This window comes from Haliea atlantica, from assembly GCF_054779855.1.
Genome location: NZ_BAAGXL010000027.1, coordinates 80,801 through 93,913, shown reverse-complemented (window position 1 = coordinate 93,913; position 13,113 = coordinate 80,801). Strand labels below are relative to the sequence as shown.

Annotated in this window: 10 protein-coding genes; 5 read left to right on the top strand and 5 right to left on the bottom strand. The window is 66.5% G+C overall.

Annotated elements, in window-relative coordinates:
• Positions 1 to 150 precede the first annotated feature (150 nt).
• Positions 151 to 1,524 (top strand): FAD-dependent oxidoreductase, encoded by a 1,374-nt coding sequence (locus ACYVGS_RS17050; RefSeq protein WP_460589895.1) that lies wholly within the window; start codon positions 151 to 153, stop codon positions 1,522 to 1,524.
• An 81-nt stretch (positions 1,525 to 1,605) separates the two neighbouring features.
• Here ACYVGS_RS17050 and recG read toward each other — a convergent pair whose 3' ends face one another.
• Positions 1,606 to 3,672, bottom strand: a complete 2,067-nt coding sequence (recG, locus tag ACYVGS_RS17045; RefSeq protein WP_460589894.1) for an ATP-dependent DNA helicase RecG — start codon at positions 3,670 to 3,672, stop codon at positions 1,606 to 1,608.
• Between the two features lie 104 nt (positions 3,673 to 3,776).
• Between recG and ACYVGS_RS17040 the strand changes: the two genes are divergently transcribed.
• Complete coding sequence (locus ACYVGS_RS17040; protein ID WP_460589893.1) at positions 3,777 to 4,694, top strand: Rossmann-fold NAD(P)-binding domain-containing protein; 918 nt, start codon at positions 3,777 to 3,779, stop codon at positions 4,692 to 4,694.
• 43 nt (positions 4,695 to 4,737) lie between these two features.
• On the opposite strand, the gene ACYVGS_RS17035 is transcribed toward ACYVGS_RS17040, so the two are convergent.
• The 4 genes from ACYVGS_RS17035 to gmk form a co-directional block, all read right to left on the bottom strand.
• Positions 4,738 to 5,121: a RidA family protein gene (locus tag ACYVGS_RS17035; RefSeq protein WP_460589892.1), complete on the bottom strand. Its 384-nt coding sequence runs from the start codon at positions 5,119 to 5,121 to the stop codon at positions 4,738 to 4,740.
• A gap of 46 nt (positions 5,122 to 5,167) precedes the next feature.
• Positions 5,168 to 7,288 (bottom strand): RelA/SpoT family protein, encoded by a 2,121-nt coding sequence (gene spoT / locus ACYVGS_RS17030; protein ID WP_460589891.1) that lies wholly within the window; start codon positions 7,286 to 7,288, stop codon positions 5,168 to 5,170.
• 38 nt (positions 7,289 to 7,326) lie between these two features.
• A complete protein-coding gene (gene rpoZ / locus ACYVGS_RS17025) occupies positions 7,327 to 7,587 on the bottom strand; it encodes a DNA-directed RNA polymerase subunit omega (RefSeq protein ID WP_460589890.1) in 261 nt (86 codons plus the stop codon).
• 135 nt (positions 7,588 to 7,722) lie between these two features.
• Positions 7,723 to 8,343: a guanylate kinase gene (gene gmk / locus ACYVGS_RS17020; RefSeq protein WP_460589889.1), complete on the bottom strand. Its 621-nt coding sequence runs from the start codon at positions 8,341 to 8,343 to the stop codon at positions 7,723 to 7,725.
• Between the two features lie 136 nt (positions 8,344 to 8,479).
• Between gmk and ACYVGS_RS17015 the strand changes: the two genes are divergently transcribed.
• From ACYVGS_RS17015 to ACYVGS_RS17005, 3 genes are read left to right on the top strand one after another with little or no spacing between them, the layout of a single operon-like run.
• Positions 8,480 to 10,342 carry a DUF3413 domain-containing protein gene (locus ACYVGS_RS17015; RefSeq protein WP_460589888.1) on the top strand — a complete coding sequence of 621 codons (1,863 nt, stop codon included), beginning with the start codon at positions 8,480 to 8,482 and terminating at the stop codon, positions 10,340 to 10,342.
• A gap of 52 nt (positions 10,343 to 10,394) precedes the next feature.
• Entirely contained in the window at positions 10,395 to 11,030 is a 636-nt protein-coding gene (locus tag ACYVGS_RS17010) for a hypothetical protein (protein ID WP_460589887.1), read from the top strand.
• Complete coding sequence (locus ACYVGS_RS17005) at positions 11,023 to 13,107, top strand: sensor domain-containing diguanylate cyclase (RefSeq protein WP_460589886.1); 2,085 nt, start codon at positions 11,023 to 11,025, stop codon at positions 13,105 to 13,107. Before ACYVGS_RS17010 ends, ACYVGS_RS17005 begins: the two co-directional genes overlap by 8 nt.
• Positions 13,108 to 13,113 lie beyond the last annotated feature (6 nt).

Here is a 13,113-nt window from a genome sequence, read left to right as displayed (position 1 = left end):
AACCGCGGGCCTTGCTTGACCCTGGCGCCGGATAAAATCCTTGCACATTTTTCACACAACTTTATAGTGGTGCGTCCCGATTTGAACCACCCCTGCCTGCCCCGGCACGTGCCCCCGTGCAGGTCGAGAACTGAGAGAGAGCAACAGCTTATGAGCAAGTGGGAATGCATCGTCTGCGGCCTGGTTTACGACGAAAAGGACGGCTGGCCGGATGACGGCATCGCCCCCGGAACCAAGTGGGAAGACGTGCCCGAGGACTGGCTGTGTCCCGACTGTGGCGTGGGCAAGGAGGATTTCGAGCTGATCGAGGAGTCCCCGGTCGACGAGACGCCCCATCACGATGAGGAGCCGATGACGGCCAAGCCCCAGGCACCGGTGGTCATCCTCGGTACCGGCCTGGCCGGCTACGGCGTGGCCAAGGAGTTCCGCAAGCACGACAGCGAGACCCCGCTGATCCTGATCAGTTCGGATGACGGTTACGCCTACTCCAAGCCGATGCTCTCCACCGGCTACACCAAGGACACCGACGCCCGTGCCCTGGTACAGCAGGACGCCGGTGCCATGGCCAAGCAGCTCAAGGCCAGCATCTGGACCATGACCAAGGTCACCGAGATCGATACTGCCGAGCAGATCGTCAAGATCGGCGATGCCCGCACCTCCATCCACTACGGCAAGCTGGTCCTGGCCCTGGGTGCCCAGACCATCCAGCCGCCGATCGAAGGGGATGGCCTGGAGCTGGTCTACTCGGTCAACGACCTGATGGACTACGACGACTTCCGCACCGCCGTGAAGGAAAACGGGGTGCGCAAGGTCTGCATCATCGGCGGTGGCCTGATCGGCTGTGAGTTCACCAACGACCTGCTCAACGGCGGCTTCGAGGTCGAGGCGGTGGACCCGCTGGGCTACTGTCTGCCCACCCTGCTGCCCGAGACGGCCGGCAAGGCGGTGCAGGCGGCCCTGGAAGAGAAGGGGGCGACCTTCCACTTCGGCCCCCTGGTGACCAAGGTCAACAAGGCGGACAAGGGGGTCGTGGTCGAGCTGAACAATGGCGAAACCATCCACGCGGATATCGTGGTTTCTGCTGTCGGCGTGCGCCCCCGGGTCGACCTGGCACAGGCCGCCGGCATCCAGGTGAACCGCGGCATCGTTGCCAACCGTTTGCTGGAAACCAGTGCGCCGAATGTCTACGCCCTGGGCGACTGCGCGGAAGTTGAAGGTCATGTGCTGGTGTATGTGGCGCCCCTGGCTGCCGCGGCTCGTGCCCTGGGTCAGACCCTGGCGGGCAAGGCCACCGAGGTCAGCTATCCCGCCATGCCGGTGACCATCAAGACCCCGGCCTGCCCGGTGGTGGTGTCTCCCCCCGCCGGTGGCGCCGTGGGCGAGTGGCAGATCCAGGCCGAGGGCCACAGTGTGCGCGCGGAATTCCGCAATGCCGCTGGCGAGCTGCTGGGCTTTGCCCTGACCGGCGATGCGACCAAGGCCAAGCTGGAACTGCAGAAGGCCCTGCCCGCGATCCTGCCCTGAGGCTGATTCGCGGGGCGCCCTGCCGGCGCCCCGCTGTCCACCCCACGATCTCCTGTTTCCGACTTCGCCCGGTTCTGCGCCTCACACCCGGGCGAACTGCGTTCTCTCCCCTGTCCAGCGTCGTATCATTGCATCCACGATGGCCGGGTCCCCCGACTGCAGACGCTCGGCAATCTCTTGCACGCGGTCCAGCAGGTGCTCGTGTTCCGGCAATGAGGCCACGCGAAACGCCATCAGGCCGGTCTGGCGCGTCCCCAGGACCTCGCCGGGCCCGCGCAGCTCCAGGTCCCGCTCGGCGATGTAAAAGCCGTCGTTGCTGTCGCGCAGGGCCTGCAGGCGCTGGCGACCGTTGCGCGACAGGGGCGACTGGTAGAGCAGGACGCAGTGGCTGGCCTCACTGCCACGGCCGACCCGGCCGCGCAGCTGGTGCAGCTGCGCCAGGCCCAGCCGTTCGGGGTTCTCGATCACCATCAGGCTCGCGTTGGGCACGTCGACGCCGACTTCGATCACTGTGGTGGCGACCAGCAGGGTAAGTTCCCCGCTCTTGAAGGCCGCCATCACCGCCTCTTTATCCGCAGGCTTCATGCGCCCGTGTACCAGACCGATGGCGAGATGGGGCAGGGCCTCCCGCAGTGCCTCGGCGGTGGCCTCCGCCGCCTGCGCCTGCAGGGCGTCGCTCTCCTCGATCAGGGTGCAGACCCAGTAGGCCTGGCGGCCACTGGCGCAGGCGGCGGCGACCCGTTCCACCACCTGGTCCCGGCGCTGGCTGTCGATCAGCACGGTGGTGACCGGCTGGCGCCCCGGGGGCAACTCGTCGATCACCGAGCAGTCCAGGTCGGCGTATGCCACCATCGACAGGGTGCGTGGAATCGGCGTGGCAGTGAGGACCAGCTGATGGGGGCGCAGCCCCGCGGCTCCCTTGTCGGTGAGGCTGAGGCGCTGGTGCACGCCAAACTTGTGCTGCTCGTCGACCATCACCAGGCCCAGTCGCTGGAAGCGCACGTCCTCCTGGAACAGGGCGTGGGTACCGATGACCATGCCGGCCCGGCCGCCGGCGATGGTCTCCAGGGTGGCCCGGCGCTGGCGGCCCCGGCTGCGGCCGGTGAGCCAGGCCAGCTCGATGCCCAGGGGTTCCAGCCAGGTGGCGAAATTGCGCCGGTGTTGTTCCGCGAGGATTTCCGTGGGGGCCATCAGCGCCACCTGGAAACCGTTGCCGATGGTCTGCAGCGCCGCCGCGGCCGCGACCAGGGTCTTGCCGGAGCCGACGTCGCCCTGGACCAGGCGCAGCATGGGGACGGCGCTGGCCAGATCGCGCCCAATCTCGCCAATTACCCGCTCCTGGGCAGCGGTCGGCTGGAAGGGCAAGTGGGCCTGAAGCTGCTGCCAGAGTTTGGGTCGGGGCTGGAGCGAAGGCGCCGGGTCCGACTGCTGGCTGGCGCGCAGTCGCAGCAGGGATAGCTGGTGTGCGACCAGTTCCTCCAGGGCCAGGCGGAGCTGGGCCGGATGTTGACCTTCCAGCAGCCGCGCCAGCGAGGCATCCGGTGGCGGTGCGTGTAGGTAGCGCAGCGCCTCGACCAGACCGGGGCCCTTCAGTCCGGCGCCAGCCAGCAGGTCTGGCGGTGCGGTCCGCTCCAGCCAGGCCAGGGCCTGGGCACAGAGCTTGCGCCACTGCGCCTGACCGATGCCCTCGGTGGTCGGGTAGATCGGGGTCAGGGTCTCCTCGACGTCGATGGGCGTCGGGCCGTCGAGCACCCGGTACTCGGGGTGCGCCATCTCTGCACCGCTGGCGCCCCGGCGGGCCTGGCCGAAGCCGCGGATGCGGACACCCGGTTTCAGGGCCTGCTTCTGCGCCGCACTGAAATGGAAAAAACGCAGGGTGAGCATTCCGCTGCCGTCCTGTACCCTGACCACCAGGCTGCGCCGGCGGCCGAAGCTGATATCGGCGAGCCGTACCTCGCCCTCGAAGGCGGCATCGACGCCGTCCTGCAGGGCGGCGAGGGGTGTGACGCGGGTGCGGTCCTGGTAGCGCAGGGGCAGGTGGAACAAGAGATCCTCCACCTGGTGGATGCCGTAGTCGGCGAGGCGCTGGGCCATGCGTGGCCCGACCCCGCGCAGCTGGCTGACCGGAACCGGTTCCAGGACTGCCATGCAATCAGTGCCCCGAAAGGGGGGGCGGCGGGAGGTCTGTCGGGGTCATGGCTCCGCTACAACTGCTGTATGGACGCACAGTGTAACCAGTGGGGGTGGTAAAGATGAAGGGTGCACATCTGGCGATTGTGGGCTGCGGCGATCTCGGGCAGCGGGTGGCAGCACTGCTGGCGGGTGCGTCCTGGCGGATTAGCGGCCTGCGGCGCGACCCCGCGGCGCTGCCGCCGGGCATCGACGGGGTGGCAGTGGACTACGGCGAGCCCGCTTCCCTGGGGGTGCTGGCAGCCCTCGCTCCCGACTACCTGCTGCTCACGCTGAAGCCCCTGGGGCGTGACGCCGAAGCCTATCGTGCGGGCTTTCAGGAGGCCACCGCGGCGGTCCTGCGGGGCCTGGGCTCGCACCGCCCCCGGGGCATACTGATGGTCTCTTCGACCCGGGTGTATGCCGAGGATGCGGGTGGCTGGGTGGATGAAGACAGCCCCCTCAACTGCGACGACCCCGCTGCGGAGGCGATTATCCGTGCCGAGTGTCAGCTGCAGGAGGAAGCCGGGGTGCCGGTCTGTATTGTCCGCAGCGCCGGCCTCTACGGTGGCGACAGTCCTTACCTCTTGCGCCGGGTGGCGGCCGGAGAGTTCAGTCCCGCGACACCGCTGCGCTATACCAACCGCATCCACCGCGACGACCTGGCGGGGCTGCTGGTGCATTTGCTGCAACAGCGCGAGGCTGGCGAAGCCTGGCCGCCGCTGATGAATGCCGTGGACGACGCTCCGGTATCCCGTCAGGCGGTGGAGCAGTGGCTGGCTCAGGCGCTGGCACCTGCTGCGGCGAGTTCGGGCGCTGCGGATTCCAGGGCGGGTTCCGCCTCTGAAAGCACGGGTGAGAGTGCGCCGGAGGCGGTCATGGCGGCAAAGGGCAAACGTATCCGCAACCGGGTCCTGCATGCCTGCGGTTACCCGCTGAGGTATCCGGACTTTCGCAGCGGTTACCGGGTCGCGCTTGCCCCGGGTAACTGGGCGGGCTGACTGAGCCCGGCCGAGGGCTGAGTGGCGCAGCCAGAAGGCGTCGCTAGACCGCCAGGATCGCTTCCACCTCGATGGCCACGCCCTTGGGCAGCCCGGCGACCTGGACGCAGGCCCGCGCCGGGTAGGGCGGTTGCAGAAACTCCGCCATGACTTCGTTGACGGCGGCAAAGTCCCCCATGTCGGTCAGCGAGATGTTGATCTTGACCGCACTGTTGAGACTGCCGCCGGCGGCTTCCGCCACCGCGGACAGGTTGCGAAAGACCTGGCGTGCCTGGTCGTCAATACTTCCGGTGACCAGCTCCATGCTGCCCGGCACCAGCGGGATCTGGCCGGACAGCCAGACCATATTGCCGACCTTGATGGCCTGGGAGTAGGGCCCGATGGCCTCGGGAGCATCGGGGGTGGAAATCACAGCTCGATTATTCAATATTCTCTCCTGCTTGCTGGGCGGTGCAGGGACTCCCTGCCCGCGGCTATTTCCTCATGCGGGTGACCCGGCGCACATGGGTGACCGTGCGCAGGCGCTTCATGATGCGCGCCAGATGCACCCGGCTCTCGACCATGATGGCGATGTCCACGCAGGTGAACTGGTGGTCCTTGTCTTCGGTGGAGATCTTCTCGATGTTGACCCCCATACTGTTGATCCGCGTGGCCAATACGGCAATCATCCCGCGACGGTTTTCCACCTCGATGCGCAGCTCGGTGAGGTATTCCCCCTGTACCGGGTCGTCCCAGCGCAGGGCCACCAGTCGCTCGCGGTTTTCACGCATCTCGGCCAGGTTGCGGCACTGTTCCCGGTGTACCACCACGCCCTTCTCCGAGCTGAGGTAGCCCTCGATCGGGTCGCCGGGGATCGGGTGACAGCACTTGGCGTAGGTCACCATGAAGCCCTCGGTGCCGCGGATGGCGACCGGTGGCAGCTGATCCTGGCGGGGTGCCCGCTGCGGGTCAATGCCCAGCTCGCCGAGGATCTGCTGGGCGGTGATCGCCGGTAGCCGGTTGCCGCGGGCGATGTCCATCAGCAGGCTGTCCAGCTCGCTGTAGTCGTGGCGCTGCAGATACTCCTGCAGCTGTGCGGCGGGCAATTGCTCCAGACCGCTGTCGCAGGCCTGCAGGGCCTTGTCCAGCAGCCGTTTGCCGAGGGTGATGGCGTCCTCGCGGGTCTGGTTCTTCAGGTAGTGACGAATGTTGGTACGCGCCTTGGCGGTCACCGCGTAGTTGAACCAGGAGGGATTGGGCCGGGCACCCGGGGCGGTGAGGATTTCCACCGTCTGGCCACTTTGCAGGGGTTCCGACAGGGGCGCCAGGCGGCGGTTGATACGACAGGCCACGCAGCTGTTGCCGACGTCGGTGTGCACGGCGTAGGCAAAGTCCACCGCGGTGGCGCCCCGGGGCAGTTCCAGGATGCGCCCCTTGGGGGTAAAGACATAGATCTCGTCGGGGAACAGGTCGATCTTGACGCTTTCGATGAACTCCAGCGAGTTCCCCGCGCGCTGCTGCATCTCCAGCAGGCCCTGTACCCACTGCCGGGCGCGGGCCTGACTGGTGTTGGCCCCCTGGGCGTCGCTCTTGTACAGCCAGTGGGCGGCGATGCCGTTGTTGGCCATCTCCTCCATTTCCCGGGTGCGGATCTGGATTTCGATGGGCACGCCGTGCATGCCCATCAGCACCGTGTGCAGGGACTGGTAGCCGTTGGCCTTGGGGATCGCGATGTAGTCCTTGAACTCGCCCGGCACCGGCTTGTACAGGCTGTGCACGCAGCCCAGCACCCGGTAGCAGGTGTCCACCGAGTCGACGATGATGCGGAAGGCGTAGATGTCCATGATTTCCGAGAAGGACTTCTTCTTGGACTTCATCTTCTTGTAGATGCTGTAGAGGTGCTTCTCGCGGCCGATCACCTCGACGTCGTGGCCTTCCTGATCGAGGGTGGTCTCCAGCTGATGGCGGATCTTGTCCACCAGCTCCTTGCGGTAACCGCGGCTGGCCTGGACCGCGGCGGCGATGCGCCGCGCGCGCATCGGGTGGAGGGCGCCAAAGCCCAGGTCCTCGAACTCCATGCGCACCGCGTTCATGCCCAGGCGCATGGCGATCGGGGCATAGATATCCAGGGTTTCCCGGGCGATGCGGCGGGCCTTCTCGGGCTTGAGCACGCCCAGGGTGCGCATGTTGTGCAGGCGGTCGGCGAGCTTGACCAGGATGACGCGAATGTCTCGCGCCATGGCCAGGGCCATCTTCTGGAAGTTCTCCGCCTGCTTTTCCGCCAGGGAGTCGAACTCCATCTGGGTCAGTTTGCTGACCCCGTCCACCAGTTCGGCAACCTGCTCGCCAAACTGCTCCCGGATCGCCGATTTGTCGATGCCGGTGTCCTCGATCACGTCGTGCAGCATGGCGGCCACCAGGCTCTGGTGGTCCATGTGCATGTCGGCGAGGATCCCGGCGACGGCCAGGGGGTGGGTGACGTAGGCTTCGCCACTGCGGCGGGTCTGCCCGTAGTGGGCCTGCTCGGCGAAGTAGTAGGCGCGCCGGACCTGTTGTGCCTGTTCGGTCTTCAGGTAGCTGCGCAGGGTGGCGTCCAGGGCGTCGATGGTCTGCATGTCAGTCCTGGCCGCCGGTCATTGCAGGGGCAGGCTGATCAGAGGGCGTCCTGTGACGCCATGACTTCCGCCAGCTCGTCTTCCGCATCCATTTCGTCTTCGCGCACGAGCAGCTCGGGGGTGATCAGGCCCTCGGCGATTTCGCGCAGGGCGATCACGGTCGGCTTGTCCGACTCTTCCTCTACCAGCGGGCTCTTGCCGCCAGTGGCAATCTGGCGCGACCGTTTGGTGGCCAGCATGACCAGTTCGAAGCGGTTGTCGACGTTTTCCAGGCAATCTTCTACAGTTACGCGAGCCATCAGTTCGTTCCCGTGCGGTTTCCAGGGGCCTCCCTTTCGGGGGCGTCGGAGATAGCCGGGGCGGCCCTGCCGGCCCCGGAAGAACCCTCAAGTATACCGGTTGGCAGGCCTGGCTGACAGGGCCCCGGGCGTGAATTATCCCGCCGGATCGAGCAGGTCCCGCAACAGCCCGTCGAGGACCTGTTGCTGGCGCGAAGCTCGCAGGCGCTGGGCGCGAACGATCGCCTCGAGGTCGGCCAGGGCCTCCTCGAACAGGTTGTTGACGACCAGGAAGTCAGCCTGCTTGTGGTGGGACATTTCCTCTACCGCCAGGGCCATCCGATTGGCGATGACCTCGGGGTCATCCTGGCCGCGGCCGGTGAGCCGCTCCTCCAGGGTTTCCCGCGAGGGCGGCAGGATGAAGATGCCGCAGGTGGCGGGGAGCAGCTTCTTCACCTGGCTGGCGCCCTGCCAGTCGATTTCCAGGATCACGTCCATGCCCGCTGCCAGTTGCTCTTCGACCCAGGGGCGCGAGGTGCCGTAGAGATTGCCGAAGACGCGGGCGTGCTCAAGGAAGGCCTGCTCCGCCAGCATGGTCTCGAAACGGGCGGTATCCACGAAGTGGTAATTGACGCCGTCCACCTCTCCCGGGCGCTGCCTGCGCGTGGTGTGGGACACCGATACTCGCAGGCTCTCGCAGCGCTGCACCAGGGCGTTCACCAGGCTGGTTTTGCCGGCCCCACTGGGGGCGGAAACGGTGTAGAGCGTACCGGTCATGGTGTGCGCATGTCCTCGTCAGGTTGGGGTGGCGGCCGTCGCGGCGGGAGCGGGGATGATAACAGGCGCACACGGGAATTGTGAAAAGCTGGCGGCGGAGGGAAAATGGGGAGTTTGGTCATGTTCGGAGCCATTCATGTTACACCGCGACCCGCGCCCGCTGCCTTCGCTCGCCAGCCGGCTGGCCTGGCTGGGCTGGTACGCCCTGGCCTGCGGGCTGCTGGCGGGCCTGATCGGCCTGCGCTACCTGCCCTGGATACTGTTGCCGGATGCCGGTGTGACGGCCTACGTTGTCCTGGTCTACCTGGCGCAGTTTCCCTTCCTGGCGGGGCTCGCCCTGCTGCCCCTGCTGCCCCTCGCCCTGGTACTGCGCCGCCCAATATGGCTGGGTGTCGCGGCGGTGCTCTGGGCGGGCCTGGGTCTCAGCCTGCTGGGACTGGATACCGTGGTCTACGATCTCTACCGTTTCCATCTCTCGGCTTTCGTCCTGGAACTTGCCCTGGGGGCGGGCACCGAGATCTTCGACTTCTCACCCCAGACCTGGTGGCTGGCGCTGACTCTGATCCTGGGGCTGCTGGCCCTGCTGGCACTCCTCGCGCTGCTCCTGTGGCGCTGGCAGGGGTCGGGGCGGTGCGCGGCGGCACTCTTCGCCGGGGTGTTTGGCCTGCAGCTTCTGGTACATGGCTGGCACGCCTGGTCCGACGCCAACTACGACAGTCGCATCACTGACGTCACCCGGCACGTGCCCCTGTACTACGCGGCCACGGCCAAGCGCCGCATGAACGAGTGGGGGCTGGTCGACCAGCAGCGGGTGCGCGACAACCAGGCTGCCAGCGGCCTGGCGGCTTCCCGCGGTGGCGGTGCCCTCAACTACCCCACGCAGCCCCTGGCCTGCCGGGCGCCGGAAAAGCCGCTCAACCTGCTGATGATTGTCGTGGACGGTGCCCGCCGGGATACCCTGGACCCTCGCTGGGCGCCAAACATGACCGAGTTTGCCCAGTCGAGCCTGCGCTTCGAGCAGCATTTCAGCAACGGCAACGCCACCAAGCCGGGCATTTTTACCCTGTTCTACGGCCTGCCCGCCAGCTACTGGGATGCCTTTACCGCCGTGAAGCGGCCGCCGGTACTGATGGAGCGTTTGCAGGCCCTGGGGTACCAGAAGCAGGTGCTGGCCTCGGCGACTCTCACCAGTCCGGCCTTCGACCAGAACGTGTTCGCCGGTGTGCCCGATCTGCGGCTGCATACTCCCGGGGAGGAAAAGTGGGACCGGGACATCCGCATCACCGAGGACTGGCTGGCCTTCACCGCCGGGCGGGACACGCAGCGTCCCTTCTTCGGCTTTTTGTTTTATGACACCACCCACGGCCACCGGGTGCCCCCGGACTACCCGGTGCGTTTCCAGCCGGAGTGGGAAGACGTCAACAAACTGGCTTTGGGCCGCGGCTTTGACCCGCAGCTGGTACGCAACAACTACCGCAGCACGATGCACTTCGTCGACAGCCAGGTCGGGCGCGTGCTGGCGGACCTGCGCCAGCGGGGCCTGTTGGAGGACACGGTGGTGATGATCACCGGCGACCACGGGCAGGAATTCAACGAATACGGTCTCAATTACTGGGACCATGGCAGCAATTTCGGTCACTGGCAGCTGCAGGTGCCCCTGGTGGTGCACTGGCCGGGGCGTACAGCCCGCCGCATAGACTACCGTACCGAGAATTTCGATATCGCCCCGACCCTGATGGGGGAGCTCCTGGGTTGCCAACAAACCGAACCGCGCAGTTACGCTTCGGGGAATGGCCTGTTCCGGCAACGGGAGCGGGAATGGAGTATTGCCCACAGCTACATGGACTACGCCCTGCTACTGGAGGACCTGCAGGTGGTGACCCGTGCCGTGGGCAGTGTCGAGGTGGTCGACGATACGCTGCAGCGGGTGCGGGACTACCGCCTGGACCCCGCGGTGACGCGGGCGGTCCTGGAGGAGCTATCGCGCTTTTATCGCTGAGCCCTGGCCGTGTACACTCGCGGGTCCGATGACTTGAGGGAGTGCCCTTCCAATGCCGCATGCAGGGCGTGCCCTCGCCAGCAGTGAAGGTGCCTCCGCGCTGACGGCGCTGCGCGCTGCCACCGCGTCTTTGCACGGCGCTACTGAACGTCATGCTCTGCTCCAGGCGGCGCTGGAGCCGAAGGCGAGCGCAGCGGATCTGGCCTGGTTGTACCTGGCCTTTCGCGACTTCTATGCGCTGGTGGAGCCTCAGCTGGTTACCGCCGACCTGCCGGCCTCTTTGACACGGACCGGATACCGCTACCAGCCACGCCTGCCTTTGCTGGAGGCGGACCTGCGTGATTTGGCCCACCCTGCCTCGCTTGTGCCCGGGCCTTGCGAGGATATTCAGGCCCAGACCCTGATAAACCCCCTCGGACTCCTGTATGTTGTGGAGGGCTCCAGTCAGGGCGGTCGCCTGATTGCCCCGCGGCTGAGGGCGTCCCTGGGGGTCGATCTCGCCCGGGGTGCGCGCTATTTCCATCTTTTCGAGACGGCGCAATGGCCCTTGTTGCGCGACTGGCTGTCGCGGGAAGCGGCGGGCGTCCACAATGGCACCCCGGATTCGGGCTGTTGGGCATTTACCCTGTTGCACCGGGTCTTCGACCGCGCACAGGCAATGAAATCGGCAGGTGATGGCAGTGAATGAAAGGCTGCGTAGGGCACTTGAGCGCTGTGCCAATGAACCCGTGCAGCAGCCCGGGGCGATACAGCCCGCGGGGTTTCTGTTCGCCGTCGATCCCGGTTTTGAGCGGGTGACTCACGTCAGCGCGGGTATCGGCGAGTACCTGGATGTGGACCCGCGGACGATCCTCGGCGGGTCGCCGGCGCAGTTGTTGAGCCATAGCCTGCTCGGGCGCCTTGAGCGCAGCTTGCGGGAGACTGACGGGGTTCGCGGCGCGGTGCGCGCCCAGATCACATTCCGTGGGCGCGGCAGCCGCTATCAGCTGTTTGCCTACCTCAGCGGCGGGCACGTCGTGGTCGAGGCGGAGCGCTTGCAGCGCAGCCATCGCTCCGGCGTGCTCGGTACCGTCAATGACTGGCTGTCGCATTTTGCCCGACTGGACAGCCGGGACCACCTGATGCAAGCCCTGGTGGATGGTGTTCGCTTTATCACCGATTACGACCGGGTATTGCTGTATGTGTTTGACCGCGACTGGAACGGTCAGGTCGTGGCAGAAAGCCTGGCGTCCGGGGTCGATGGTTTCCTCTATCACCATTTCCCCGCCACGGACATCCCGCCACAGGTGCGCGCTCTCTATGCCACGAACCCAGTGCGCTGCATCGTCGATGCCCGCGCGCCCGCCGAGCCGGTCCTCGTCGCCGAGGGCGAGGGCGAGGGCGGCAGTCCCCTGGACCTGTCGCCGGGCGTCCTGCGCGCAGTATCGCCGGTGCACGCTGCCTACATGAACAACATGGGCGTTCGCTCCTCTTTCTCCATTGCCCTGGAAAATCGCAATGGCCTGTGGGCGCTGATCTCGGGCCATGCCCTGGAGGCCTGCCAGCTCAATCCGCCGGTGCGTGATGCCTGCCGGGTGATGGTGCAGATGGCCAACCAGCGGCTGGCCCTGCTGGAGGCGCGACGCGAGGCCGAGTTCCTGGAGGCGGTGCGCGACAGTCGCGGACAGGTGGCGGACTGGCGAGGCAAGGCCCTGTCGCCGCAGCGGATCCTCGACAAGTTGGGGCCGACGTGGCTCAAGCTGATGCGCGCGGAGGGCTGCGCCCTGCTCGTCGGTCGCGAGATTGCCGGCTTCGGGCGTGCGCCGGAGCGGGACACCCTGCGCACTGTCCGCGGCTGGCTGAACCTGGAGCAGGCCTCCAGCAATCTGTGGCACAGCCACGCACTGGGGGAGACTCCCCTGGCTCAATGGGTGGACAGCGAACTGGCTTGTGGGCTGCTCGCTGCGTCCTTGCCCCTGGGTGACATCGGCAGTGGCAGCCTGATGTTCTTTCGTGCCGAACAGATGGAGACACGGCGCTGGGCAGGGGAGCCCATCAAGCTCCTGGACGAAGACGACGAAGGCCCACGCCTGTCGCCGCGTCACTCCTTTGCCAACTGGGAGGAGGAGGTTCGTGGCCGTAGCGCGGAGTGGACGCAGCTGGAACAGGAGGCGTCGATGGACCTGGCCGAGGACCTGGCCGTGGCCATGTCCAGCCAGGCCCTATTGGAGAGCAACGAGCGCCTGGAGGCCGAGCGCGAGGCCCTGCGCGAGGCCAACCTGAAGCTCGAGCAGTTGGCCTCTACCGATTCACTGACCGGGATCTGGAACCGCTATCATCTGGAGGCCAGCATCGATGCCGAGCTGAGTGCGGCCCAGCGTTACCAGCGGCCTTGCGCGGTGATTCTCTTCGACATCGATCATTTCAAGCAATTCAATGACACCTACGGGCACGAGGCGGGAGACCGGGTGCTCAAGGAAGTGACCGCGGTGGTGTCGGAGAGTCTGCGTGATACCGACCAGCTGGGCCGCTGGGGGGGTGAGGAATTTCTGGTGCTGGTGACCAACAGCAACCTGGACAGCGCCTTGCGCCTGGCAGAGCGTCTGCGCCATGCCGTCCTGGCCCTGGATCTCGGGGAGCTGGGTTCGGTGACCGCAAGTTTCGGCGTGGCTGCCTGCCGCGAGGGTGATACCCGCCGCAGTCTGGTCAAGCGTGCCGATCGCGCCATGTATCAGGCCAAGGAGGCGGGCCGCAATCGGGTGGCCGTGGAGTCGAAAGCGGACTGAGTGCGG